The organism is Parajatrophihabitans canadensis, from assembly GCF_053764775.1.
The window spans coordinates 4,988,389-5,014,965 of the sequence record NZ_CM132445.1 but is presented as its reverse complement, the minus strand read 5'-3'; the positions used below and the strand labels follow the sequence as shown (position 1 = coordinate 5,014,965).

The 26,577-nt window shown below is 63.9% G+C and carries 20 protein-coding genes; 9 read left to right on the top strand and 11 right to left on the bottom strand.

Annotation, left to right across the window (positions count from 1 at the left end):
- The 3 genes from ACSMXN_RS24035 to ACSMXN_RS24025 all read left to right on the top strand — a co-directional run bounded on the left by ACSMXN_RS24035 (position 1) and on the right by ACSMXN_RS24025 (position 3,440).
- On the top strand, positions 1-231 hold the full coding sequence (locus ACSMXN_RS24035) for a hypothetical protein (protein WP_022916014.1): 231 nt from the start codon (positions 1-3) through the stop codon (positions 229-231).
- A gap of 63 nt (positions 232-294) precedes the next feature.
- On the top strand, positions 295-2,967 hold the full coding sequence (locus tag ACSMXN_RS24030; protein WP_027140082.1) for an MGH1-like glycoside hydrolase domain-containing protein: 2,673 nt from the start codon (positions 295-297) through the stop codon (positions 2,965-2,967).
- Positions 2,964-3,440: a barstar family protein gene (locus ACSMXN_RS24025; RefSeq protein WP_455407651.1), complete on the top strand. Its 477-nt coding sequence runs from the start codon at positions 2,964-2,966 to the stop codon at positions 3,438-3,440. The genes ACSMXN_RS24030 and ACSMXN_RS24025 overlap by 4 nt, the downstream gene beginning before the upstream one ends.
- A gap of 48 nt (positions 3,441-3,488) precedes the next feature.
- Here the strand turns inward: ACSMXN_RS24025 and ACSMXN_RS24020 are convergent, their stop codons facing one another.
- The 3 genes from ACSMXN_RS24020 to ACSMXN_RS24010 all read right to left on the bottom strand — a co-directional run bounded on the left by ACSMXN_RS24020 (position 3,489) and on the right by ACSMXN_RS24010 (position 8,659).
- Complete coding sequence (locus ACSMXN_RS24020) at positions 3,489-5,321, bottom strand: phosphoenolpyruvate carboxykinase (GTP) (RefSeq protein ID WP_022915902.1); 1,833 nt, start codon at positions 5,319-5,321, stop codon at positions 3,489-3,491.
- A gap of 370 nt (positions 5,322-5,691) precedes the next feature.
- Positions 5,692-7,134, bottom strand: coding sequence for a metallopeptidase TldD-related protein (locus tag ACSMXN_RS24015; protein WP_035944986.1), 1,443 nt, complete (start codon positions 7,132-7,134; stop codon positions 5,692-5,694).
- Between the two features lies 1 nt (position 7,135).
- Positions 7,136-8,659, bottom strand: coding sequence for a TldD/PmbA family protein (locus ACSMXN_RS24010; RefSeq protein WP_022915900.1), 1,524 nt, complete (start codon positions 8,657-8,659; stop codon positions 7,136-7,138).
- A gap of 149 nt (positions 8,660-8,808) precedes the next feature.
- Here ACSMXN_RS24010 and ACSMXN_RS24005 point away from each other — a divergent pair, with 149 nt between their 5' ends.
- Positions 8,809-11,154 (top strand): EAL domain-containing protein, encoded by a 2,346-nt coding sequence (locus ACSMXN_RS24005; protein WP_196811477.1) that lies wholly within the window; start codon positions 8,809-8,811, stop codon positions 11,152-11,154.
- Positions 11,155-11,394: 240 nt separating this feature from the next.
- Positions 11,395-12,720 (top strand): ice-binding family protein, encoded by a 1,326-nt coding sequence (locus ACSMXN_RS24000; RefSeq protein ID WP_051149093.1) that lies wholly within the window; start codon positions 11,395-11,397, stop codon positions 12,718-12,720.
- Between the two features lie 27 nt (positions 12,721-12,747).
- On the opposite strand, the gene ACSMXN_RS23995 is transcribed toward ACSMXN_RS24000, so the two are convergent.
- The 4 genes from ACSMXN_RS23995 to ACSMXN_RS23980 form a co-directional block, all read right to left on the bottom strand.
- Positions 12,748-13,893 carry a ScyD/ScyE family protein gene (locus ACSMXN_RS23995; RefSeq protein ID WP_155958597.1) on the bottom strand — a complete coding sequence of 382 codons (1,146 nt, stop codon included), beginning with the start codon at positions 13,891-13,893 and terminating at the stop codon, positions 12,748-12,750.
- Positions 13,894-14,148: 255 nt separating this feature from the next.
- Positions 14,149-14,694 (bottom strand): hypothetical protein, encoded by a 546-nt coding sequence (locus tag ACSMXN_RS23990; protein ID WP_155958596.1) that lies wholly within the window; start codon positions 14,692-14,694, stop codon positions 14,149-14,151.
- Between the two features lie 3 nt (positions 14,695-14,697).
- Positions 14,698-14,919 (bottom strand): I78 family peptidase inhibitor, encoded by a 222-nt coding sequence (locus tag ACSMXN_RS23985; protein ID WP_022915895.1) that lies wholly within the window; start codon positions 14,917-14,919, stop codon positions 14,698-14,700.
- Between the two features lie 129 nt (positions 14,920-15,048).
- Positions 15,049-16,548, bottom strand: a complete 1,500-nt coding sequence (locus ACSMXN_RS23980; protein ID WP_022915894.1) for a CoA-acylating methylmalonate-semialdehyde dehydrogenase — start codon at positions 16,546-16,548, stop codon at positions 15,049-15,051.
- 59 nt (positions 16,549-16,607) lie between these two features.
- On the opposite strand from ACSMXN_RS23980, the gene ACSMXN_RS23975 reads away from it, so the two are divergent.
- The gene (locus tag ACSMXN_RS23975) at positions 16,608-18,011 is read left to right on the top strand and encodes an aminotransferase class I/II-fold pyridoxal phosphate-dependent enzyme (protein WP_022915893.1); all 1,404 of its coding nucleotides are present in this window, start codon (positions 16,608-16,610) and stop codon (positions 18,009-18,011) included.
- Positions 18,008-19,240: a CapA family protein gene (locus ACSMXN_RS23970; RefSeq protein WP_196811476.1), complete on the top strand. Its 1,233-nt coding sequence runs from the start codon at positions 18,008-18,010 to the stop codon at positions 19,238-19,240. The genes ACSMXN_RS23975 and ACSMXN_RS23970 overlap by 4 nt, the downstream gene beginning before the upstream one ends.
- Here ACSMXN_RS23970 and ACSMXN_RS23965 read toward each other — a convergent pair.
- From ACSMXN_RS23965 to ACSMXN_RS23950, 4 genes are all read right to left on the bottom strand, one after another.
- Positions 19,185-20,822, bottom strand: a complete 1,638-nt coding sequence (locus tag ACSMXN_RS23965) for a PH domain-containing protein (protein WP_051149092.1) — start codon at positions 20,820-20,822, stop codon at positions 19,185-19,187. The genes ACSMXN_RS23970 and ACSMXN_RS23965 overlap by 56 nt on opposite strands.
- Positions 20,823-20,974: 152 nt before the next feature.
- Entirely contained in the window at positions 20,975-21,523 is a 549-nt protein-coding gene (locus ACSMXN_RS23960; RefSeq protein WP_022915890.1) for a PH domain-containing protein, read from the bottom strand.
- 99 nt (positions 21,524-21,622) lie between these two features.
- Positions 21,623-22,450 (bottom strand): helix-turn-helix domain-containing protein, encoded by an 828-nt coding sequence (locus ACSMXN_RS23955; RefSeq protein WP_455407650.1) that lies wholly within the window; start codon positions 22,448-22,450, stop codon positions 21,623-21,625.
- Positions 22,447-23,907, bottom strand: coding sequence for an MFS transporter (locus ACSMXN_RS23950; protein ID WP_022915914.1), 1,461 nt, complete (start codon positions 23,905-23,907; stop codon positions 22,447-22,449). The genes ACSMXN_RS23955 and ACSMXN_RS23950 overlap by 4 nt, the downstream gene beginning before the upstream one ends.
- 202 nt (positions 23,908-24,109) lie before the next feature.
- On the opposite strand from ACSMXN_RS23950, the gene ACSMXN_RS23945 reads away from it, so the two are divergent.
- A complete protein-coding gene (locus tag ACSMXN_RS23945; protein WP_027140067.1) occupies positions 24,110-24,541 on the top strand; it encodes a nuclear transport factor 2 family protein in 432 nt (143 codons plus the stop codon).
- Positions 24,542-24,649: 108 nt separating this feature from the next.
- On the top strand, positions 24,650-26,551 hold the full coding sequence (locus tag ACSMXN_RS23940; RefSeq protein WP_022915912.1) for an acyl-CoA dehydrogenase family protein: 1,902 nt from the start codon (positions 24,650-24,652) through the stop codon (positions 26,549-26,551).
- Positions 26,552-26,577: the final 26 nt, after the last annotated feature.

The following is a 26,577-nucleotide window of genomic DNA, read 5'->3' as shown; positions in this document are numbered from 1 at the left end:
GTGACCGATGACGCCGCGCGCTCGGAAGGCGCTGTCGGCGGCCCGCAGCAACGCGGTGCGGGCCGTGAACCGTGCGCTGTCTTCAAACGCCGCGTGATTCTCACAGTGGGTCAAGACCTGCTGATGGAACGTCGCCGTCGCAGAGACGAACCCAAGCGACTTCGCGGCGGCCGGGAGTCTGGCCCGTTAGCGCAAGCCGATTCGCACAACAGTCCCGAGCGCGGGCGCTGAGCAGCTTTGAGCCCGTCAGCAGGTAGGCACGCAGCGGCCGAAACCACCCCCCTCAGACACGAGATACGCAGTGCCGAGCACGCCAGGCTTGCCGAATCACCTGGGGCATCCGATCCCTGGCGGTTGTGGGGTCCCTACGTTTCCGGTCGGCAATGGGGCACGGTCCGCGAGGACTACTCGGCTGACGGTGATGCCTGGGCGTACTTCCCTTTTGAACAAGCACATTCGCGGGCCTACCGTTGGGGCGAAGACGGCCTTGGCGGCATCTGCGATCGGTACGGTTTCCTCAACTTCTCAGTCGCGCTCTGGAACGGCAAGGACGATCGCCTGAAGGAGCGACTGTTCGGCGTGACCAATCCGCAAGGCAATCACGGCGAAGACGTCAAGGAGTATTGGTGGGCGGTCGACGCCACGCCAACTCATTCCTACGCCGAGTGGCTGTACCGCTACCCGCAGGCGGCCTATCCGTATGACGATCTGGTGGCAGAGAACGGCCGCCGCGGACGCGACCAGCCGGAATATGAACTGAATGACACCGGGGTGCTCGATGACGACCGGTTCTTCGACGTCGTCGTGCAGTACGCCAAAGCCTCGCCCGATGACATCTGCATCCGGATCACCGCAACCAACCACGGACCCGACGCCGCGCCGTTGGATTTGTTGCCGCAGCTCTGGTTTCGCAACACCTGGGCCTGGGGCCGGGACGATCGACGACCGTCGTTGAGCCGGCTCGATCCGCCGAGCGTCTCCGATGGCGATCTTCGCGCGGTCGCAGCCGAGCATGCCTTTCTCGGAAGATACGTGCTCGCGGCCTCGACGACGGCGGCCGTGCCCGAGGTGCTGGTCTGTGACAACGAGACCGATTCGGTTGCCCTTTTCGGCACAGCGGAAAACCCGTCGCAATACCCGAAGGACGCCTTCAACAGGCGGGTGGTTTCGCAAGACCCGGCGGCAGTGAACCCGGACGGCCGCGGTACGAAGGCGGCGTTCTGGTACCACTTTGACGATATTTCGCCAGCTAGTTCAGTCACCGTCGAGTTGCGGCTTCGCGCCGAGAGCCTGCCTGACCGCTCGTTCGGGCCGGCCTTCGACGCGGTATTCGCAGACCGGTTGGGCGAGGCGGACGAGTTCTACGGCGAGGTCATTCCTGCTGATACCTCCGAGGGTGATGCCGTCATTGCGCGGCGCGCGTTCGCTGGGTTGCTTTGGGGAAAGCAGCTCTATCGCTATGCGATCGAGGACTGGCTGGACGGTGACCCCGCGCAACCTGAGGCACCGCCGGAGCGGACGATGCGGGGCGCCCGCAACGTCGGCTGGCCTCACCTCGACCTGGCCGATGTCATCTCGATGCCGGACGAGTGGGAATACCCGTGGTTCGCCTCATGGGATCTGGCGTTTCACTGCGTTACGATCGCCCACATCGACCCGGCGTTCGCGAAGGATCAGCTGATCTTGCTGTGCCGGGAGTGGGCGATGCACCCGAATGGCCAATTGCCCGCATACGAATGGGCGTTCGATGACGTCAATCCGCCCGTCCACGCTTGGGCCACCTGGCACGTCTACTGTACGGACGGCCGAACGGATCGGGACTTTCTCGTGCGGGTGTTCACCAAACTGCTGCTCAATTTCTCGTGGTGGGTCAACCGCAAAGACGCCGACGGATCGAACCTGTTCGAAGGCGGCTTTCTCGGCATGGACAACATCGGTTTCTTCGACCGGTCCGCACCGTTACCCGCAGGCCACCGCCTGGAGCAGTCCGACGCGACGAGTTGGATGGCCTTCTACTGCTTATCGATGTTGCAGATCGCGCTCGAGTTGGCACGCCACGACAGTGCCTGGGACGATACGGCGACGAAGTTTCTCGAACACTTTCTCTCTATCGCACAAGCCCTTTCGACGTTCGGCAGCCAGAACGTCTCGCTGTGGGACGTCAAAGACGGCTTCTTCTACGACGTTCTCGTCCACCCCGACAACACCTATCAGCCGCTGCCGGTACGCAGTGTGGTTGGGTTGTTACCTCTGCTGGCGGTGGCGGTCGCGCAGAATTGGGTGACGACCGAGCTGCCCGATTTCACCGCCCGGGTTCGCTGGCTGCAACGCCGCCGACCGCAACTGTTGAAGAGTCTGGTGACAACGCACGGTGCCAACGGGCAACATCTGACGCTGGCGCTGGTCGATACAGACAGGGCTGTGTTGGTCCTCTCACGAGCGCTGGACGAGGACGAGTTCCTCTCGCCGTACGGGCTTCGGTCGCTCTCGGCGGCGTACCGCGAGCCGTACGAGGTGGACATCGAGGGCCGGCTGATGTCCATCTCCTACGTCCCCGCGGAGTCAGAAAGCGCAATGTTCGGCGGTAATTCCAACTGGCGTGGACCGATCTGGTTTCCGGTCAACGTGCTACTGGCCGATGCCCTTCGGACCTTCGGTGCGGGTGCCGGATCCGATATCAGACTCGCCTTTCCAACCGGGTCGGACAACAAGCTCACGTTGGTTGAGATTGCCGATGCGCTGCATGACAGGTTGATCGAGCTGTTCCGGTCAAGGCCGGAGGGTGGCCGCCCTGGCGATCCGCGCGATATCGGGGCGGGGCCGTTGTGGTCGGGATCGCACGTGACCTTCAGCGAGTACTTCAACGGAGACACCGGTGCCGGGCTCGGTGCATCACACCAGACCGGTTGGACTGCACTGGTGGCTCATCTGATTTGCATGGGCCCGGAAGGCGACTCGTCGCTATGACCGGCTGGACCTCGATTGCCGAGCTGCTGCCCTGGCTGCGCGGACAAGGTTTGTACATCGCGGCCGCGGGAAGCGAAGGGGTGGTTCGCAATACGGTCTCGACGGCCGGCTACCAGCCGGTCGGGGTGCACACCGGTGCGGTAGCGAACCGGCATGCCGTTTACGCCTCGCTCGCGAATGCCCTGCGGCTGCCTGCGACCGCTGGCACCAATCTGGACGCGTTCGCGGACGGGCTCTCCGATCTCGCGGACTACTGGCCGGGCACCGACCGGATCGCCCTGTTGTGGTCCGGCGCCGAGGCCCTCGTCCTCGAGGACTTGCTGGCCTGGACGATGCTGGCCGGGGTTCTGCGCGACGCCACCGGCTCGGCCTGGTCCAGCGACCAGGCTCGTCCGATTGTGTTCGAGACGGTGGTCTTCGTCGCTGACGGGTTCGGAGCCGACCACCCCGCCCTAACCCCCAGAATCGTGTAACGCTCGGCACCGATACGGCGCCGAGCGTTACACAATTCGCTGAATGGGTTAGCCGAGGCGCTGCTTGAGAGATTCGAGTTCGTCGCTCAGTGAGCTGGGGAGCTTGTCGCCGATCTTGGCGAACCACTCTTCGATCCCCGGAATCTCATTTCGCCACTTGTCGAGGTCGACTGCGACGGCGACGTCCATGTCCTCATCGGACACGTCCAGGCCGTTGATGTCGAGCGCGCCCGGCGCCGGCACCAGACCGATCGGGGTGTCGACAGCGGCCGCCTTGCCCTCGATGCGTTCCATCGCCCACTTCAGGACCCGGACGTTCTCACCGAAACCTGGCCAGACGAACTTGCCTTCATCGTTGCGGATGAACCAATTCACGTAGAACATCTTCGGCAGCTTCACTGCGTCGGCGCTCTTGCCGATACCGATCCAGTGGTTGAGGTAATCGCCTGCGTGGTAGCCGAGGAAGGGCAGCATCGCCATCGGGTCGCGGCGTACCACGCCGACCTGACCGACCGCGGCTGCGGTGGTCTCGGACGAGAGCGTGGCGCCCATGAACACGCCATGCTGCCAATCGCGCGCCTCGGTCACCAGCGGCACCGTGTCACGGCGACGGCCGCCGAAGAAGATCGCGTCGAGCGGCACACCCTTCGGGTCGTCCCACTCGGGTGCCTTGGTGTCGCACTGTTCCATCGGCGTGCAGTACCGGGCGTTCGGGTGCGATGCGAGCAACCCGGAAGCGGCGGCCGCCGTCTTGTCCCAGGACTCGCCCTTCCAGGTCGTCTGGTGCTCCGGCGCGTCACCCATGCCTTCCCACCAGACATCACCGTCATCGGTCAGCCCGACGTTGGTGAACAGCGAGTTGCCCTTGGCGATGGTGCGCATCGCGTTGCCGTTCGTCGACCACCCGGTGCCGGGTGCCACGCCGAAGAAGCCGTTCTCGGGGTTGACGGCATACATCCGGCCGTCCTCGCCGAAGCGAATCCACGCGATGTCGTCACCGACGGTCTCGACCTTCCAGCCCGGCAGCGTCGGCTCGAGCATCGCAAGGTTGGTCTTGCCACACGCGGACGGGAAAGCGGCCGCAATGAAGTAGGACTTCTGTTGCGGGTTGGTCAGCTTCAGGATGAGCATGTGCTCGGCAAGCCAGCCGTCGTCATGTGCTTGAACGGAGGCGATCCGCAGGGAATGACACTTCTTACCCAGCAAGGCGTTGCCGCCGTAGCCCGAGCCGTAGGACCAGATGGCACGATCTTCGGGGAAGTGCACGATGTACTTGGTCTCGTTGCAGGGCCACTTGACGTCCTGGGCACCTGGGGCCAGCGGAGCGCCGACCGAGTGCAGGCCAGCGACGTAAGCCTGGTCGACGCCGTCCTTGGTGAACAGTTCAAGTGCCTTGGCGCCCATCCGGGTCATGATGTGCATCGAGGCGACGACGTAGGCGGAATCGGTCAACTCGACACCGAGCATGGGCTGCGCTGCGTTCAGTGGACCCATGCAGTACGGGATCACGTACATCGTCCGGCCGCGCATCGAGCCACGGAAGCGCTCGGTGAGCAGGGCCTTCATGTCGCCCGGGTCCATCCAGTTGTTCGTCGGACCACAGTCGGACGGGTCGACCGAGCAGATGAACGTGCGATCTTCGACTCGAGCAACGTCGGACGGATCAGACGCGCTGTAGAAGGAATTCGGCTTCTTGTCAGGGTTGAGCCGCACGAAGGTGCCAGCGGCCACGAGCTCGTCGGTGATCCGAATCCACTCGTCCTGCGTTCCGTCGCACCAGACGATCTTGTCCGGCTGTGTCAGTTCGGCGGTTTCACGTACCCAGCGCAGCAGTTCGACGTGGGCGGTGGGGGCTTTCTCGAGATCGAAAGTGGCTGTCATGGGGTGCACTCCTTGGCAGTCGACATTGACTGGATTCAGACCGTTCTAGAAAGAGACAGTCCTCGATTCGGGCAATCACGGATCGTTGAACATCAGAACCTATCGACGACGATACGAGCTGGTGATCTTCGGTCCCCGCGATGGGATAACCGAAAGTAACCGCTGGCAGCGCTTACATGCACAAATTTACCGATGCGTCTCTCCTCACACAGTGACCTGGCTGACGTCGAAATGCGACGGTCACAGTGCGTCGCGCGTCACAGGTGTCACACCGAGTCACCACAATTCGTGAGTCCGAACCGTTGGATCGTGGGTCAGAACTGCCTCAAGGCGCGTCCAGAATGGTCGAATCGAGAGGTATTTCGGGTGGCTATGAGGCTTGGCTCACCGTCGACATGTTGAAGTCAGGGACCCGGACCGCTGGCATGGCGGTTCGGGTGAAGTAGTCGTTCCACTCGCGAGGCAGCGTGTGCACGGTTTGCCCGACTTCGGTGATCCGGCCCAGCAGGTCGACCGGGGACTCGTTGAATCTGAAGTTGTTGACGGCACCGACGACCTGGCCGTTCTCGATCAGATACACCCCGTCTCGGGTGAGACCGGTCAGCAACAGGGTTTGCGGGTCGACCTCGCGGATGTACCAAAGGCAGGTCAGGAGCAGCCCACGCTCGGTCGAGGCAATCATGTCGTCCAGGGTCGCTGTGCCCATTGCTGTGCCTATTTGCGAGCCTATTTGGGAGGACTCAGAACCGTCCGCCTGAGCGCCGACCTCGAGAACGAGGTTGTCGATGAGCGGAACGTAGGCCTGCCCGGTGCGCTGTGCCCAGTTGCGGGTGCGAACCAAGTTCGTGAGCACTCCATCGCTGATCCAGGACGTAGGACCGATCGGTGCGCCGTTGTCGAACACCGACTGCAGGGCAGCCGAGGACGATGTCGCGATCTCGAACGGCGCGCACTCCAGCCCGGGCTCTGACGGGTCCGAGCGCAGCGACAGCGGTAACGGCGACAGCTTCTCGCCGATCCGGGTCGCGCCGTCGCTGGCCGAGTACACGTTGCGCCCCTCCTCGGCGTCGCGAGCTGACGACGTCCAGTACGCGTAGATCATCAGATCGGCAACCGCGCCTGGCGGCAGCAAGGTCTCGTATCGTCCGGCCGGAAGGTCGATGCGGTTGGCCGCCCAGTCCAAGCGCTTTGCCAGCTCCGCGGACAACGACTGGACGTCGACGTCGGCGAAGTTCTTAGTCTGTACGCCGACCCAGGCCGACCGGGACAGATCCGCCGACTTGCCGTTGATCTCGACGCGTCCGGTCGGCTGATCGAACCGGCGCCGAAGCCCGGTCGAAGACGCCATGAAGTACGAGGTCATGATGTGTTCGGCGAAACCGAACAGCAGCCGGTCGGCCGCGGCGGCCTCGGCGAAGGCCGCGCCAAGAGCCGGCGCGAAGTCACCGAAAACCTCGATCGATGTGCGCGCTGGTGCGGCATCCCAGTCGTCGTCAGTCTCGTACTTCTCGACAAGCGGGAACGCGTCATCTGCCGCGGTTGCTGTCTGCGCCGCCGCCTCGCTCGCGGCGACCAGCTCGGCGAGTTCGGTGGAGGTCGTCACCGCACGAGTCACGATCCCCGCTGCCGTCCCGCCGTCGGCGACCTCGATGGTCGAGATAACCGTGATCGAGCGTGAGGTCATCTGCCCATTCGTGGTGAGGCTGTTGTTGGCCCAGCGCAGGTTAGCTTCACTGCGCTCCGCGCCGATCACGACGCAACCGTCGAGGCTCGCCAGTGTGAGAGCCTCTTCGACCAGATCCTGAATTCGCATGTCAGTGACCACCCTCGGCAACGGTATTCAGAACATTGACTCCGCGGAACAGTGCGGCCGGGCAGCCATGCGAGACGGCGGCGACTTGGCCCGGTTGACCCTTTCCGCAGTTGAACGCGCCGCCGAGAACGTAGGTCTCGGGTCCGCCGGTCGCTTCCATCGAGCCCCAGAATTCCGTAGTGGTGGCCTGATACGCGACGTCGCGGACCTGACCGGTGAGCTGGCCATTCTCGATGGTGAAGAAACGTTGACCGGTGAACTGGAAGTTGTAGCGCTGCATGTCGATCGACCAGGACTTGTCGCCGACCACGTAGATGCCCCGTTCGACCCCTGCGATCAGGTCGGCAGTCGAGCCGCCGTTCGGTGTCGGTTTGAGCGAGACGTTCGCCATTCGTTGCAAGGGGATATGCCCGGGTGAATCGGCCAGCGCGCAGCCGTTGGAGCGCGGTGCCGCGGTGGCGGTAACCGCCGCCGTGTCCGCGGCCATCTGACGGTTCAGCTGGTAGCCGACGAGGATCCCGTCGGAAACGATGTCGAAGGCTTGGGTGGCTACCCCCTCATCGTCGAACCCGATGCTCGCCAGGCCATGCTCGACCGTCCGATCTCCGGTGACGTTCAGCAGCGGTGAGCCGTATTTCAACGTGCCGAGCTTGTCCAGGGTGGCAAAGGAAGTCCCGGCATAGGCGGCCTCGTAACCCAGCGCCCGATCCAGTTCGGTGGCATGTCCGATCGATTCATGGATGGTCAGCCAGAGGTTCGACGGGTCGATGACCAGGTCATAGGTCCCAGCGGTGACCGATGGCGCCTTGGCATGCTCGCTCAGCAGTTCGGGTATCTCGGCCAGCTCGGCGGCGAAGTCCCAGCCGGTGCCGGTCAGGTACTCCCAGCCGCGTCCGACTGGCGGCGCGATCGAGCGCATCGACGAGAAGCCGCCACCGGCGAGATCGACTTGTACGGCTGAGAAAACCGGCTCGATCCGCACCCGCTGCTGGGTCGTCACGGTGCCGGCCAGGTCGGCGTAATACTTGTTTTCCAGCACCTGAGTCAGTCGGGCGTCGACGTGATCGACGCCGTTGGCGCTGAGCAGCCGCTCTGAGTAGTCGGTCAGTAACGCAGCGCGATCAGCTTCGGGAACATCGAACGGGTTGATGGCGTAGCTGGAAACCCAAACAGCGCCAGGATAAACCGGCTCGTCGGCCAGCTCGACAGGTTTGGAACTGAGCACCCGGCTTACCTTTGCGGTAGCGACTGCCTGCTCGGCGAGGCGGACCGCCTCCTCCGGACTGCGTTCGATACCGCTGGCGAATCCCCAGGCACCGTCGTGGACAACGCGCACCGCCATCCCCAAGTCCTCGGAGTCCGTGCTCGAATCGAGCTTCGCATCGCGCAACGACATGTTGGCGACCCGGATCCGTTCCAAGCGAAAATCCGCGTGCGAGGCTCCTAGCTCCCGCGCTCGGGTCAACGCTGCGTCGGCGAGGACGGAGGCAGGCAGGGCCAGAAAGGTGTCATCGATTTCAGGCATGAATCGCACCTTATCGGTAGTTGATTGCCGCCATGGGAGTGCCGGATATCCCATTCTGCGGGAAACTGGTCAACAACCGCGGTTTAGGCGTCACACTATGCATGCCACACGGGGGCGTGGCGGCAGTAGCCGCAAACGGGAGAAACTTGTTGGACTCATTCAGTCGCATCGTCATTTCCGGCGACGGCACCGTTCTAGTGCTGGACGACGAGCTCATTGCCGGGTTGCCGCTGGCTGAGGTGCTGCCATGCAGCGATCCGCTGCGGGTGGTGGCCGAGCGGGCGCTGGCTAACACTCACCTTGGCTCGAATCCGTCGCAGGAGCAGGCGAATGCCTTTGTCGACGAGTTCGTCGTTCGAGTTGTTCCCGCCCACGACGGCAGTGTCGCGGCTGTCGAAGTCACGGTGGCGACCGCCGACGTAGTAAGCCTCAGCGTCGAGACCTGGCGACTGCCCGACTCGCCGGAGCCGGTCGGGTCTACGGCGGATGCCGTCATCGACCTCGCTGACATCAGCCGCGCGGCGGGGGTAAGCGCCTATGCGCGAACCTTGCTACTTCCCGGGTTGCCGGCATTTCTCTCGGGCGTCGAGGAGGTCTTCACCGAACACCGTGCGATGCGTGACCTTCGGATCGTTCACCGCGACTCGGGAGACATCCGCACGGTTCGGTTGTACGGCTGGCTGCCAAGCGCCGACGCGTCAAGCACCGACGGCGGGGCTGCCCGTCCGGCCCAAACAGGGATTGCCCGTCCGGGCCAAACAGGGATTGCCCGTCCGGGCCAAGCCATCGGGATCGCTGTCGACATCACGGAGTTGAGTACCGGCCCCGATCCGTCCACGCGGTTCTTCGAGGCGATCGTGGCAGTCGTGCCGGACAGCGTCATGGTTCTCGAGCTGACGTCCGGCCAGATCCTGTGGTCGAACGGGCGGATGTCGGACCGTTTGGGATACCCGCGCTCGCGCATCAACCGATACAGCGACATCAGGGACTTGCTGCACCCGGGCGACCACGAGACGTTGCGAAGTCTTGCCGAGGCCATTCGAGCTGATCCGACCTCGGGGCCGGGTGAAGCTCGCTTTCGGCTACTCGACGCGAGTAGCGAGTGGCGGTGGATGCACGTCTGGGTTGCACCCTGGCTGAGCAATCCACAGGGCGCGGTCGAGCAAGTCGTCTGCATGTTGCGCGACGTGGACGAATCGGTGCGGGCTGAACATCAGATGGCGTGGGAGGCCGGCCATGACCCGCTGACCGGCCTGGCCAATCGGCGAGTCATCACGGACACCCTGCAGCGCGCTGCTGACAACGCGACCGATGCGCGTCGGCACGTGTATTTCATCGATCTCGACGACTTCAAGAAGGTCAACGACGCTTATGGCCACTCGATCGGTGACGAATTGCTGCGCACCCTGGCCGCCAGGATTTCGCTGCTGGTCGGGGCGGCTGACATAGTCGGTCGCTTCGGCGGCGACGAGCTTGTCATCATTTCGTCGCAGCCGCCCGAGCAGCTCGGTGAACGGCTGCTGGCCTCGATTGGCCGTCCGGTGACGGTTGGTGGCGCCGAGTTGGCAGTCACCACCAGCATCGGCGCGGCACTTGTCGGGGTTGGCGAGGACCCAGGCGATGTGGTCCGGCGATCGAATGAGGCGATGTATTCGGCCAAACGCGGCGGCGGAAACCGCTATGTCATTGCAGGGCCGTTGAATACCGGACCGGCGCAACGCCGCGTCGAAGTCGAGGCGGAACTGCGCCGGGCTGTCGCAGGCTCCGGTGCACAGATGCAGATGGTGTTCCAGCCGATCGTCGACGTCGACCGGGTACCGATCGCCGCGGAAGCCCTACTGAGATGGCAGCATCCGACGCGCGGAACGCTGCTGCCGTCGCAATTCCTTGATGTCGCCGAGGCGACCGGTCTGATGACGGACCTGTCCGAACTGATCATCCGGCAGGCCATCGGCGCCGTTGCCGAGTGGACGGCAGCGGGCCAACCGCTGATGGTGACGGTCAATGCCGGGCGACGCGAGCTCGGGACCGGACGCTTTGCCCGGTTGATCTCCGCAGCCATCGACGAGACTGGTATCCGGCCGGAACAGGTCTGTCTCGAGGTGACCGAATCCGTTCTGGTGGATGCGGAATCTCCCGAGCTTGCCGAGCTTTGGCGACTTCGCGAACTAGGGCTCGAAATCGCACTCGACGACTTCGGCACCGGTTATGCCCCGTTGACCTACTTGAAGCGGTTGCCGGCCACGATGCTCAAACTCGATAAGTCCTTCGTGAGCGGGCTCGGCCTGCCGGTCCCTGATCCGGTCGACCTCGCTGTATCTCGGGCGGTTGCGTTGCTCGCCGACGAACTGGGGCTTCGGGTTATCGCCGAGGGCGTTGAATCAGAACGGCAAATGCAGACGCTGATGTCGATCGGCTACACCTGGTTCCAGGGGTTTTGGGCACATCCACCGATGCACGCCGGCGCGATGGGAAGGCTGCTGACGGTCGGATAGGCGGGGTTGGGGTTGCGGTTGCGTGATCCCCATGAGTTTTAACTCTAGTTTTATCTTCACTGCTGAGTTACTGTGAGTACACGGCCGATTACACGGTGACTATCCCGCGGCTAGGTTGGCGCCCTCGCCAGCTTCCTATCAGGGATTCACCGAGCTTCCTAACCGAGATTTGATCGTCCGGCGCGACCGGCAGCAGTCAGTAGCGCTGAGATCGGCTGTTTTGGCTAGGGGAAGGCCCCCATGACGTACAAAACCGCCTTTACCATGCCCATTCGCCACCTGACTGAACTTCGATCGAGCCGCCGCCGAACAGCGACCGCCGTTCTTGCCGGCACTACCGGATGCTTGCTGGTCGCGTTCGCAGCATTTTCGGCGCCGGCATCCGCTGCTCAGGCCCCAGTCTTGCTCGCCACGACCGGCTCCTACTCCGTCCTCGGCGCCTCGACGGTCACCAACACCGGACCGACGACGCTGTCCGGCGATTATGGCGTGAGCCCCGGTACTGCTATCACCGGCTTCCCGCCAGGAACCTCGGGCGGTGTGCGGCACGCAACCGATGCCCCCGCAGCACAAGCCAAATCCGACCTGGCAACGGCCTACAACGACGCGGCGAGCAGGGCTAGCAGTGCCGCTGTCGCAGGCGACTTGGTGGGAAAGACCCTTATCTCTGGTGTCTACACATCGTCGGGCCCGCTGGCCATCAGTGGGACCGTGACCTTCGATGGTCAGGGTGACCCCACGTCGGTCTTCATCGTCCAGATCGCCAAAACACTGATCACTGCTACCGCGAGTCATGTGGCCACGATCAATGGGGCGCAGGCCTGCAACATCTTCTGGCAGGTCGGCAGCTCAGCGACGCTTGGCACGGCATCGACCTTCCAGGGCACAATCATGGCGCTCGCCTCCGTCACGGTGACCACCAGCGCGCACGTGAAGGGTCGAGCTTTGGCTCGCACCGGCGCGGTCACCTTGGACAACGACGTGTTCACATCCCCGGACTGCGGTAACAACACGGTCCCGACGTCGGCCACCGCGACCACGACGACGCTGACTACCTCGCCGACGACCGCTAACACCGGAGGGACGATCGGCCTCTCTGCTGTGGTGTCTTCGCCGACGGGTACGCCAACCGGCACGGTCAGTTTCGTCGAGAATGGCGTCATCCTTGGCACGTCGCCCGTGGGCCCGACCGGCCACGCATCGCTGCAGGTACCAGCTGGCGGTACGGCGCGTAGCGGGACCATTTCCGCCGTCTTCAATGGCAGTCCGACCCAGGCACCGTCGACCTCGGGACCGGCAGCGTTCCGGGTCGTCGCGCTGGTAGTACCGCCCACTGCGGCCGAACTGGCCGCCGCATCGGCCGCGGCAAATCAGGTGGTCGTCGAGGCCGCCACCGCGAGCCAATCAGCCGCAGCCGCGGCGACTGCCGCTCAACTCGCGGCTACCGGTACGCCGCACGTGGCAGTCATGGTCACAAGCGGTGTCGGCCTGCTAGCGCTCGGCTTCAGCTTCGTCTGGTTCAGTCGCCGCCGCCCGGTGGTCGTGGCGTACTTGAAACGCCACTGACCATCGAGCCACGATGCCGATGCGGTATCAGCTCTTGCTTGCGGAGAAATCCGGACCGAGTTTGACGATCGTGCCGGGGTCGGGGCTGTTGTTCAGAGCTGGCGCGGTTGATGCGTACAGGGCACCGTTCGCATATTCGACAGCTGCCACCGCCGGCAGGGACAACACGGGTTGGCCTTTACCACGCACGATCTTCGAGATCTGCCCGGCGAACAGCTCGACAACATAGATGTTGCAGTGATTGTCCAAGGCGAGGTTCGTGGCGCCGGCGAGACCGGTGGCCAACAGAATCGCCTTACCCGAGTGCGGATTCACCTTGTACACGCTGCCCCGAGCGCCTGCGCTCGGATCCTCTGGGCCGCCCGGCAAGGTGCTGACGTACAGCCACCCATCGGCGCCTACCTCAACGTCCGTCGGCACGGGTTCGAAGTTGTAGGTGAGCCCCACTGCGCAGTCCGGAAGGCCGAGCGCGGCGGCAAAGGCTGCGCTGATCTTCAGCGGCTGCCGGGGCAGGACAGCTATCAGCGAGACATGACCACGAGCGTCGACCTTGAGCAGGTCGTTGCCACCAGCGTCGCCGACGACCCAGTTGCCGTGGCCGAGCGACGCGACCGAGTACGGATGCGAATCGATCTGACCCTGGTAGCTGGCCGGCGCATCAGGCGGGAACCCGTCGATGACACATTGGCTGGGATTCCGAATTCCGTAATGGACGAAGCCATCGGGGTTCCGCCTGGATTCGAAGCCGGCAAGGTCGGCGACAACCGGCTTCTTGCCCTTGCTGAGAATGGTGAGCCAGGTATGGGCATGGCTGTCCTCGCTGCTCGTATAGGCAACCGATCGGCCCTGATCGCCGATGGCCACACCGGCCACGTCGCCCGGCGTGGGACCGGTCGCGATCGGTGTGCTTCGTCCAACTTTGTTCAGCGTTGAGGTGAAGGAATCTGCCACGTAGATCTGGTTGTGGTCTACGGCGAATTGCAGCGGGCCGACGTAGCCGGTCGCGACCGTTTTGACGACCTTCAGGCCAGCCGTCGGGTGGTGTTGGTTCGAGTTCGCGCTGGCAGGTTGCGCTGCGTAGACGAGCGCGACCGCTCCGGCAGTTCCTACAAGGGCAATGTTGCGGATTTTTGTGTTGCGGACCTTTACGGTGCGGACTTTTACGAGGCTCATCTCGGCCACCTTCCCCGGTTAAGGACGGCTGATCGGTTTGTGTTGCCGGTCTACCGCCTGGAAGGCGTCAGGTAAAGAGTTTCGTGAGAAACGGCTGTGAATATGACGAGAATCTGATACCTCGCCTGTCTGGCATTATTGGTCGAAGTCGTCGAACCTCGCACACCCGGTGCTCATCATCAAAGTGTGACGAAAGTCCGGGATTCCCCTTGACCAGAAGTGTCTTTCGGCTGCGAGATCAGTTTCGGTTTGAGATCAGCCAGTGTTGGTCTGTCGCGGATCGATCAGAACGTCCGTCCAAGCCCGCAGCCGTTGGCAATCACGGCTGGCGTCCTGACCAGCGGACGGATGCCAGAGCTGCAGGCGCCAGCGATCGCCAGGAGTGTTCGTCCCAGGGCGTTCGTGGGTGGAGAAGCCCTGAGCGCATAGCAATCCCAGGTATTGGCCCGGCGGGACCGGAATATGAAACGTCGACAGTGTGGGGGAATCGTAGATCAAACCGTCCCTGCCAACCTTGAGCGCGAATTCGAACGCCTCTTGCCAGCCGTTCAGATCGAGCTTCGGCTGCTCGTCCCATAACTCCACCCGCATAGCCATCGCGTAGTTGCGTTCATGCGGCGACAACACGACGATCTGACCATGGTGCTGGGCGATTCCCGAGCCGGCGACTGCCTGATCGATCAAGCGCGACAGCTGAAAGTCGGGTCTGGCATAGGGGTCTTCGGTCTGCAGATAGAACAGGCCGTAGTCAAGGCCGACGATGAGGTCCCATGACTTTTGCAGTGTGGCTTCAGACATCATCGATCAACCCCGCCCGTAAACGGATATCACGTTTTCATCCTCAACGATCAGCGTAACGCGATCCGGCCGATAGTCCATCGTCAACGCGCTATTGGGTGCGGCGGCCCGCAGGACGCCGCCGGCGCCTTCGACGCGAGCTCGCGCTTCGGTTACCGGCAGCCCCACAAGGGACTCGAGGTCGAGTTCGGCTAGCCGGCTGTGATCAGAGATGCTGTGATCGGACATGGATTCAGCGTCCGCCGCAAACCAAAGAGCCGCCTGTGCATTTTCCTGCCCCCCTCCAGCATTGTGCGGCCCCAAGTTTCGGTCTGAATCGCGGCAACCGGAAACTCGGGCCGCACAATTCGGTTGGGGTCAGCGGGTGCGGGGAAAGCCGAGGTCGACGGTCGAGGTCGCGGGGTCCGGCCACCGTGAGGTTACGACTTTGCCCCGCGTATAGAAGTTGATTCCCTCTGGACCGTACATGTGCGTGTCGCCGAACAGCGATGCTTTCCAGCCGCCGAAGGAGTAGTACGCGACAGGCACCGGGATCGGTACGTTGATGCCGACCATCCCGACCTCAACGTCAAACTGGAACTGCCGGGCAGCGCCGCCGTCGCGGGTGAAGATAGCGGTGCCATTGGCATAGGTGTTCGCGTTGATGATGGCCAGTGCCTCGTCGTAGGTCTCGGCCCGGACGACGGACAGTACCGGGCCGAAGATCTCATCGGTGTACACCGACATCTGAGCCGTGACGTGATCGAGCAAGGTCGTGCCGAGAAAGAACCCGTCAGGCGGCAGGTCAGCGGTACGGCCGTCGACCACGACGGTGGCGCCCGAAGCTGCTCCGGCGGCAATGTAGCCGGCGACCTTGTCGCGATGCTGCGACGTGATCAGCGGGCCCATATCCGTGTCGGGATCGGCGCCGTCCCCGATGGTCAGCTTCGGCAGCCGGGCCGCGATCGCCTCCACCAGGGCATCGCCGATCGAGCCGACCGCAACCGCCACTGAAATCGCCATGCAGCGTTCACCAGCGGCACCGTACGCGGCCGAAACCGCTGCGTCCGCTGCCAGATCCAGGTCCGCATCCGGCAGTACCACCATATGGTTCTTCGCGCCGCCGAGAGCCTGTACCCGCTTGCCGTTCGAGGTGCCGGTCTCGTATATGTAGCGGGCGATCGGCGTGGAGCCGACGAAGCTCACCGCGGCGATGTCGGGGTGGGTGAGCAGGGTGTCGACTGCTTCCTTGTCGCCCTGGATGACGGTGAAAACTCCGTCAGGCAGCCCGGCTTCTTTCCATAGCTGAGCCAGGAACAGCGACGCGGACGGATCCTTCTCGCTCGGTTTCAACACGAAGGCGTTGCCAGTGGCGATGGCGTTGGCGCACATCCACAACGGCACCATTACCGGAAAGTTGAACGGCGTGATGCCCGCCACGACTCCGAGGGGCTGGCGGATCGAGTAGACGTCCACTCCAGTTGCGGCCTGCTCGGAGAAACCGCCCTTCAGAAGCTGCGGCACGCTGGTCGCGAACTCGACATTCTCCAGACCCCGTGCGATCTCTCCGACGGCGTCGGACAGCACCTTGCCGTGCTCGGCGGTGACGATCTTCGCGAGTTCGTCCGTGCGGGCGTGCAGCAGCTCGCGAAATGCGAACAGGACGGCGGCCCGGCGTGACAACGAGGTCGAGCGCCACTCGCGGGCTGCGCTCTTCGCGCTGGCCACGGCCACGTTCACCTCGGCCGCGCTCGCGAGTTCGACGTCGCCGCTCTGCTGTCCGGTCGCGGGATTGAAGACCGGTGCCAACCGGACTGAGCTGCCCCCGCTGCCTGAAGTGAGGCTGCCGTCGATCCAATGCGAGATGCGCTTCGTCATGTCGAGAGATTACGTGACAACATCCCGCCAAACAAAAGACGGATTGCTATGTTACAAAGGTGAAGAAGCTCTTGAGCATCATCGAGGAGCGGCTGGACGAGCCGACCTCGAAGGCCTTGGCGCTCGCGGTCAGCCGCGGTTTGCGTGAGGGGCTGCTGAGCCCCGGCGACCGGCTACCCCCGATCCGCACCGTCGCAACTGAACTCGGTCTGTCGCCGACAACGGTCAGTGCGGCGTGGGGATTGCTGGCCCGCTCCGGCGCGATCCACACCGCTGGCCGCCGTGGCACGACGATCGCTGAGCAACACGCTCCTGGATCGGTCAGATATCAGAAGGCGATCGATCGAAGCATCTTCTTCGAGCTGGATCTTTCGACCGGGGTTCCGGACCCGGCGCTGCTGCCAGATCTCGGGCCTGCGTTGCGGGCGCTGCAACTCCGTTCAGAGCGCGCCGACAGGGCCGTCAACCCGACCAGCTACCTTGACGATCCGGTGCTGCCGGAATTGCGGGAGGTGCTTCGAGCCGAGTGGCCAGCACCCGTCGGCGACCTGACGGTAGTCGATGGCGCGATGGACGCTTTGGAACTCACCTGTCGCTCGCTGCTGCGATTCGGTGACCGAGTGATCGTGGAGCATCCGTGCTTTCCGCCCTTGCTCGATCTGCTCGAGTCCATCGGGGTCGAGGTGATCGGCGTTCCGGTGGACGACGAAGGCCTGGCTGCCAAACCGCTTGCCAAGGCCCTCGCGCAAACCGCCAAAAACTCGGCCTCGGTGCCGGTGGCGCTCTTCCTACAGCCACGGGCCCAGAATCCGACCGGTGCCTCCTTAACGCCGGCCCGCGCCGGAGAGCTTGTCGACTTGCTGCGCCCAACCGACGTATGGATCGTCGAGGACGATTCCGCGGGTGCGGTCGCCGCGACGGAGCCGATCAGTCTCGGCCGCTGGCTGCCCGCTCGTACCGTGCACATCAGGAGCTTCTCCAAATCCCATGGCCCTGACCTTCGACTGGCCGCGATGAGCGCGCCTACCGAACTGATGACCGACATCATTGGGCGACGACAGTTGGGGCAGGGCTGGAGTAGTCGTCTTTTGCAACGGATCCTGCTGAATCTGCTGACCGATCCAGGGTCGCTCGGTGAGGTTTCGCTCGCGCGGACCGAATATGCCCAGCGTCGCGCGTCGATGGTTCAGGCTCTCTCAGATCGCGGCGTCGAAGTGGGCGGAGGTGATGGGTTGAACATCTGGATTCCGGTTGTCGATGAACCGGCCGCATTGGTCCGGCTCGCCAGCCAAGGAATCGGTGTCACGGCCGGAGCACCCTTTGCGGTGCTGCCGGCCCAAACCGGCTTTATCAGAGTCACCACAGGGTTGCTGGCGAATTGCAGCCCTCAGCGGCACGCCGAGATCGCCGATGCGCTGGCAGCTGCCGCCCGAACCGGTGCGCGCCTCGGAGTGCGTCGGTGAGCCGCCGCCGGCTGAGGCCTTCGCCGTGGGCCGCAACGCGCTCCGGCGCGCTACTCGCGGTGGCGGTGGTGACCTCCCTGGCCATGCTCGCCGGGTGCGACGGGACCAAGAAGGCAGCGCGCGCGCCCTTGCTGCCCACCTCCGGTCTATCGGTTGGAGGCGCGCCGACAACCAGTCCCAAGGTGAACCGACCCCGAACCGTGACCATTCTCGGTTCGGGCGACGTGCTCATCCATCCGCCCCTGTGGGAACAGGCGGCGGCGGACGCAAAGGCGGAGAACAAACCCGGGTACGACTTCGGCCCGATCTATGCCTCGATTGCCGGCGATACGAAGTCTGCCGATCTGGCGACCTGCGAACTGGAAACACCGTTGGCTCCGCCAGCCGGTCCCTTCGTCGGATGGCCGAACTTCAATGCGCCTCCGCAGGTTCTGACCGCGCTGAAGGACATTGGATACGACTCGTGCACGACGGCGTCCAATCACACCCTTGATCAAGGATTTGCCGGGGTGAAGCGAACTCTCGACGAGGTGGACGCCGCTGGGCTGAAACACACCGGCAGCGCTCGATTAGCGAAGGAGGCCGCGACGCCGCTCGTCATCACCACCGCCAACGGTGCAAAGGTAGCCCAGTTGGCATACGCCTTTGGCTTCAACGGCATTCCGTTGCCGCCTGGTCAACCGTGGTTGGCCAACCTTACCGACGTCCCGACGATCTTGGCCGCGGCGAAGCGGGCCAAGCAAGCAGGCGCTGACATCGTCGTTCTGAGCATGCACTGGGGAACGGAATATCAACACGAACCAACCAGCGAGCAGAGCAGCGAGGCAGCGCAGTTGCTGGCATCACCCGATATCGACGTGATTCTCGGCGATCACACCCATGTCGTGCAGCCCTTCGCCAAAGTCGATGGCAAGTGGGTCGCCTACGGTATGGGCAATCAGATAGCGCGTCATGAAGATCCGATAAACGAGAGCCGCGAGGGTGTCATGCCTCGGTTCACGTTCAGTGAGACCAAGCCGGGCTCACATAGGTGGACGCTGACCAAAGCCGAGGCGATCCCGACGTGGATGGATATTTCGCCGAGACTCAGACTGATCGACCTTCCGGTTGCGCTGGCTGATCCAGCGACCAGTGCGGGTCAACGTGCCACATACCAGGCTGCGTTCAACCGCATCAAGGCCTACCTGAACTCGCTCGGGGCTCTTGCGCAGGGTTTGCAGGTCCCCTGAGCAGATGGGTGTCAGCGTCCGGTTCGGCGATCGGTCGTCCGGCTGCATGACCCGGGTTGCTCGGCGACGCGTCGGGGACCAGAAACTGTTCCAACAGCCCCGGTGTGCCGAGCCGGGCAACCCTGATCGCTTCGTCCGGCTGCACGTCGGTGAGCCGGTAATGCTGGCGTCCGGCTGCAGTGGTAGCCGCGAGAGTCACCAAGCCGAGCCGGCGCTGAAAGATGGTCTGGCGCACGTTCCATCCGATGATCGCGTCGGTCTGCAGAATCACCCGGCGGCGGTCGAGAGAACCGTAGCGGGTCACCAAGTGGTCTGCAGAAATCAGATGACCGAGTGAACGGTAACGATCCAGGCCCAGGAGCGGAGAGACCGCGAGCAGGGCGAGCGCCAGCAGTGGCACCCATGCCGGCAGGCTTGTGCGCCACCAAAGAGTCACCAGCACAACACTGACAACGAGAACGGGCAGGGTGGCGCGCATCAAACGGCGCCGCAACGCATTCCGGTCATGTCTGAGCAGCTCACCGCGTACGAGTTCGGCACTGCCGGCCAACACTTGCGTGGCCACGTCTTCGATCCGGCGGCGTGGACCTGGCGGGGCCAACACGGTGCCACCTCGCTCCGAGCCCCGGCCCACCCGCAGGCCGGTGGCGACCGCTGTCATCCGTTCGCCGCCGACTGCCCGCAGCAGGATTGGTTCGCTCAGATCGACTCCGCGCAACCGCCGGTGTTCGATGCTGGTGGCACGGGTCGTGATGAGGCCCCGGCTGACATGCAGCGTCCCGCCGGAGTGGCGCGACAACCTGAAGTTCCAGAACGCCAGCAGGTAGCCGATCGCCGAAAGCACCGTTATCACGACGAGGAGGCTGATCACCACTTGCATCACCAGCCACCACAACGGGCTGTCGCGCAGTTGCCTCGATGCCGACTGAACGGCATCGAGCTTGCTGGCGTTGACTTGAGCCTGGCTGAGCACGTTCCACGAGAAACCGGCGACGGCGAGCGCGGTCACCGCGCCGGAAAGCGTAAACGGCGCGTAACGAACCCACGCCGGATTGAGCGTCAGCAATTCCACCTCGGCCGGTTCGGCCTCGGCAGGGGAGTCCGGCTGCCATCCCGCATCGTTCGCATCGGTCGCGGCACCCTGCGAAGCGGCTGGCGGCCGAATCTCGAACTCCGCCGCACTGCGGTGTAGAAGCTCAGCCCGCAAGGCCCGAGCGTCTTCGGTTGGCAGGCCGTCCAGGACGAGGCCTTCTCGCTTGCGGTCATAGGTGCCGGTCCCGATAGCCACGCGGGCGAGACCGAGAACGCGGTGCAGGGCGTGCGCGGTGACGTCTACGGTCCGGACGCGGTCGGCGGGGGTCGCGATGATCCGCCTGCGAAATAGGCCGGTTCTGAGTTGGACCTGGTCTGCGGTTATCCGGAAGCTGGTCGAAACCCAGCGGGTCACGCTCAGTATGAGGACGACGCCGAGCCCGATCAGGCTCCACCAATGACCTTCACCGCTGCTGCGACCGGCCAGGAAGATCCCGATCAGGGCCGGGATGAACCTGATGATCTCGCGGACCGGGTGAATCAGCAGCATCCGCGGACTCAGCCGTCGCCAGGGGAGCTGCGGAAGCTCTGGCGGTGCTGGTGCTCCCGGTGCCTCCGGTGGCTCGCCGGGTGGTCCGGGTGATTCGGGTGGCCCCGGCACAGGTGACCCCCAGGATGCGGGGGGCTCCGACAGCGAACCGCTCACGTGGCGTCCCCGGTGCTCGTCGACGTGATCGTGGTCAGGTCGTCGATCAGCTGATCCGCGGTGCCGCGATCAAGTCCCTTGATCTTGATCGGTCCGGCAGCTGAAGCCGTCGTGACCGTGACGTTGGCGAGCTTGAACAGCTGTTCCAACGGTCCGCGCTCCGAGTCGACGGTCTGGATGCGCGACAGCGGCGCGATCCGGCGCTGCTGGTTGATCCAGCCTGACTGGGCGTAGCAAGCAGTGGGCGTCAGCTCCCATCGATGCACTCTGAATCGCCACCTGGGCATGACCGATAGGTGCGCCGCCGCGAGGACGACAGTCCCCGCCAGCACCGCGAAGTTGACCGCACGATGGCTGGCGGTGTCGGTGAAGATCAAGATTGCCACCTGAACGCCCGCGATGACGACCCATCCCAACAGCGCTCGTACCGTCCAGAACGTCACGGCCCGGGGGCTGACCCGGTTCGCTGGTTGGCGAAGGCGCAACACCGATCCTGCGGCGTCCTCAGCGACGTGAGCCGACAGCGACGGCAGGTGATCGGTCATGGGTCTACCGTGCCACGTCTGGCGAATTCGGGTGAAAGCGACCTTCGCACGTCTGCAAAAACTAAGCCTGTAGTTAGAAACTATGCCCGTAGATAAAGACTAAGCCCGTAGATGATCGGCCGTCGCGGCATCGGCGGGGTAAAACGATTCGATTGCCAGCTCGGACAGGGTTATGTCCAGCGGGGTGCCGAAGATCGCGGTGATGCTGATGAACGACAGGATCTGCCCGGAAGCGACGCGGAACTGCAGCGGCACGATGACATTGCCTTTTCCCGGAAGGTCAATAGCCGGCTCCGGCTGGTCGCACGGAAGGGCGGTGAGCTCGGCATGTAGCTCACGCAGGCTCTGGTCCTGAGTGACCGCCGCCTGCCTACGCAAGCGTGCCAGGAGATGCGCCCGCCATTCGCCCAGGTTGACGATCTGCGGTGCCATCCCGTCGGGGTGCAGGCTGAGTCGAAGGACGTTTGCCGGCGTGGCGAGCAACTGTGGATCGACGTTCTGCAGAAACAGCGGTACAGCCGCGTTCGCGTCCAGCAAGTTCCAATGCCGATCGATGAGGATCGCGGGATACGGCTCGTGGCCGACCAGCACCTGCTGCACCGCGGATCGCACGGCTGTCATTTGCGGGGCATTGAGCGGCCGTTCGCTGTAAACCGGTGCGAAACCGCCAGCGAGCAGCACCCGATTGCGCTCGCGCAGCGGCACTTCGAGCTCTTCGGTCAATCGCAGGATCATCTCGCTACTCGGTTTCGATCGGCCGGTCTCGACAAAGCTGAGGTGGCGTGCCGAGATGTCGGTTTGCAATGCCAAATCAAGCTGGCTGAGCCGTCGCCGCTCGCGCCATTGCCGCAGCAGAGCACCGACGGGAGCGCTGCTCTGGCGCGTGCTGGTTGGCGAAGGCTTCGGCTGGTTGGCGATAGTGGTCATGGAGCAGGCACCCTCTGCGCATGTCGGTCGGGAACGCATTGCATTCCGATCATCACACCCGCCGCAACCGCGATTAGGAAACCGATACTCAGCTTGAACGCGTGCGGTATGCCATCCGGGGCTGCGCCGTAGAAGATGATTCCGATAACGGCGATGCCCAACGCACCTCCGACTTGCATAACGGTGGACAGGACGCCGGATGCCGCACCCGCATGCTCCGGGGCGACCCGGGCCAGCACGATCGAGGCCATCGGGGCGATGATCAAACCCATGCCGGCCCCGTCGACGACCAGGCCAGGGACGAGCCACCAGACAGTGCCGGTCGTCTGGATGTGGTCAGCCGCGACGAGCAGTCCCAGCAGCCCGACGATCATCAGCACCGCGCCGAGCGCGACCGTCTGCCGTCCCAGTCGCTGTACGACGGTGCCCGACACGATGGACGTTGCGATATAGCCGGTGCCGATCGCGACGAACACGAAGCCGGACGTGAGGGCCGACAGTCCTAGACCTTGTTGCAGGTACAGCGCGAACACCAGGAAGAAGGAGCCTTGGCCCATCCAGGCGACGAGCTGGACGGTCATGCCGGTGCTGAACGCACGATCGGCAAACATTCCTAGATCGATCAGTGGGCTGGCGCTCCTGGCGGCAAGCCAGCGCTGGTGTAACACGAAACCGATGAACAACGCTGCCGCGGCGAGGAAGCTGAGGAAGGTCCACACCGGCCAGCCCTGTGCACGTCCCTGGATCAGCGGCAGCACGGTAGCCACCAGCGCGGCCGAGATCAAGATGACGCCGACCAGGTCGAGGCGCGTTCGGCCACCAGCCGCCGGAGCTGCCGACCGGTCGGGGACGTAGCGCGGTGTGAGTAGCAAGGCCGCGATTCCGATCGGCACGTTGATGAGAAAGCAGGTCCGCCAATCGAGATCGAACAGGTCGGTCCTGATCAATACGCCGCCGATCAGCTGGCCGAAGACCGCCGCCAGGCCCATGGTGAGCCCGTAGGCGGTGTAAGCCTTGGTCAAGGCCTTGCCGCTGTAGTGGGTTCCGATGATCGCTAGCACCTGTGGGGTCATCAATGCGGCCGCGAGCCCCTGTGCGACCCGGGCGCCGACGAGACCTCCGGCGTTCGGGGCTAGCCCGCAGGCAGCCGACGTTGCGACGAACGATCCAAGTCCGAGGGCAAACATTCGGCGCCGGCCGAACAGGTCACCCAGCCGACCCGCAGTAATGACCCCTGCGCCCACGGCGAGCGCAAAACCGGCGATCGTCCATTGGATCTGGCCGGCTGTCGCGCTCAGATCGCTCTGTACCGACGGGACGGCGACGTTGACGATGAAGAAATCGAGAGTGCTCATGAAGGTCGCCGCCAACAGGACGGCGAGGGTAATCGAGGCGCGTCCGCTGACGGCTGGCTCTCGGGTGATCGGCGCCGGTGCTTCGAGATTTGCGACGCTCACGTCGTTGGCTCCTTCCAGATCGTCGGTGGGCCGGGTGCCCGCCGTGCAGGAGCAACTCTCATGGGCGCGCGGGTGTCGAGTCGATTACCTCTGAGGTAATCGCGTCGCCTCGGCTGAGTGGCGATGGTTGTCACCAGCAAGCCGAGATCAACCCATCTGGGATGACCCGAAACGACCGAAGAGCGAGAAGGAGCAGATGATCATGACGGTAACCACCAATCTCATTGCGGATTCGATCAGCGGGTATCTGGCGCTGTGGAACGAGTCGGACGACGGCAAGCGGGCAAAGCTCGCCGAGCAGATCTTCACCGCCGACGCCAGCTACGTCGATCCGATGGTCTCCGCCGCCGGCCGTGAGACGATCGTGGCCACCGTTGGCGCAGTGCAGCAGCAGTTTCCGGGTTGGACCTTCCGGTTGATTGAGCCCGATTCCGCGGCGGCCACCTCGACGCCTGGCATCGACTCCCATCACAACCTGGCGCGCTTCGGTTGGACGCTGTCACCGGAAGGCACCGAAGATCCCAGTAACCCAGCCGTCGCGCCGATCGTTGGCTTCGATGTCGCAGTAGTCACAACTGGCGGCCAGATCACCGCCGTCCACGGATTCCTGGACAAGGTGCCGGTCGGCGACTGAGGCTGCTGCGGGTCCCGGTAACTCGGGGTATCGGATACCCTGGTCGGCGTGCAGGCATCAGTACTGACCGGCGCTAAATCTGCAACGCGTTGCCGGTAGGCGATAACGATGACTGCCCTCCAGGCCCATCTTGACGGGCGCTGGGCTCACGTGCGAACAACCGTGCGGGAGCTCAGCGAACAAGACCTGTTCCGTCCGGCCTACGGTTTGAGCGTCAGCGAGCACCGGGCGCGGGCCCTGCAACAACTGCAGGCCCTGTGCGCGGCGGGCCTTACCAGCTATGGGTTTCCGGTCGAGTACGGCGGCAAGGGTGACATCGGCGCCTCGATCACGGCTTTCGATATGTTGGCCTTGGGAGACCTGTCGCTGCTGGTGAAAGTGGGAGTTCAGTTCGGTCTGTTCGGCGGTGCCGTATTGCACCTCGGAACCGAGCGGCACCACACGAAGTACCTCGCCGACATCGCTGCAGGCAGGCTACTCGGCTGTTTCGCGATGACCGAGCAGGCTCACGGCTCCGACGTCGCCTCGCTGCTCACGACCGCCACCTATGACCCGAGCAGCGATGAGCTCATCGTGAACACGCCTAGCGACGCCGCCCGCAAGGAATACATCGGCAACGTCGCTCAGGACGGTCGCCTCGCGGTCGTCTTCGCGCAGCTCATCACCGGCGGCGAGTCGCATGGCGTGCACGCGATTCTGGTGCCGATCCGCACTGCCGAGGGCACGGCGATGCCAGGCGTGAGGATCGCCGATTGCGGTAGCAAGGCCGGTCTGAACGGCGTAGACAATGGTCGGCTCTGGTTCGACGGTGTGCGGGTACCCCGCGAGAATCTGCTTAACCGATATGCTGATGTGGCACCCGACGGGTCGTATCAGACCGAGATCGTGGACTCTACGAAGAGGTTCTTCACTATGTTGGGCACCCTGATTCAGGGGCGCATCAGTGTCGCCGGTGGTGCCGCGAGCGCGACGAAGGTCGCGCTCAATATTGCGACTCGGTACGGCGACAAGCGGGCCCAGTTCTTCGCGCCGGGGCGCTCGGCTGAGGTTGTGCTGCTCGACTATCAGGCCCACCAACGCAAGCTGTTGCCGCTGATTGCCAACACCTACGCGCTGCACTTTGCCCAATCTTCCCTGGTGGAGACCCTGCACGATGTCTTCACCGAAGGCGGCGTCAACGACCCGCGCCGGCGGGAGCTCGAGGCCCGGGCGGCTGGTGTGAAAGCAGCTACGACGTGGCACGCGACGCGCGCCATTCAGATCGCCCGCGAGGCCTGCGGCGGCGCTGGCTACCTCTCGGAAAACCGACTCGGCGATTTGAAGGCCGACACCGATGTCTTCACCACCTTCGAAGGCGACAACACGGTTTTGTTGCAGCTGGTGGCGAAGGAGCTGCTGACTAGCTACCGCGATCACTTCGGCGAACTCGACGTCCTGGGAACTGTCAGGTTCGTGGCGAATCAAGCTGTCGGGACGGTTCTCGAACGTACTGCGGCCCGAAACCTGATCCAGCGTCTTCTCGCGGCTGCGGGCCGGGATGACGAGGCGGAATGGTCCGATCGGGGTTGGCATATCTCGTTGTTTGATTTCCGCGAGAAGCATCTGCTGGACGCGCTCGCGCGTCGGTTACGTAAGGCCTCGGGTGGCGCCCGCTCCGCCGATGCGGACGGTCCCTTCGCCATCTTCAACGATTGTCAGCAGCATCTACTGGCCACCGCACAGGCTCACGTCGACCGCGTTGTCCTGGAGGCATTCGTCGCAGGCATCGACAACTGTCCGGATCCGAAGACAAAGGCGCTGCTGGACAAGGTGTGTGACCTCTACGTGCTCTCCACGGTAGAAGCGGATCGGGCTTGGTTCATCGAGCATGGACGAATGTCCGCGGCCCGGACGAGACAATTGCCCGGAGTCGTCAACGACTTGTGTCGTGAGCTTCGACCGTCCGCGGTTGCGCTGGTTGAAGGCTTCGGCATCCCTGCAGCGTTTACCGACGTGCCCATGCTCGGCTAGCCCTTCACCACGAGACGCCTTGCCAG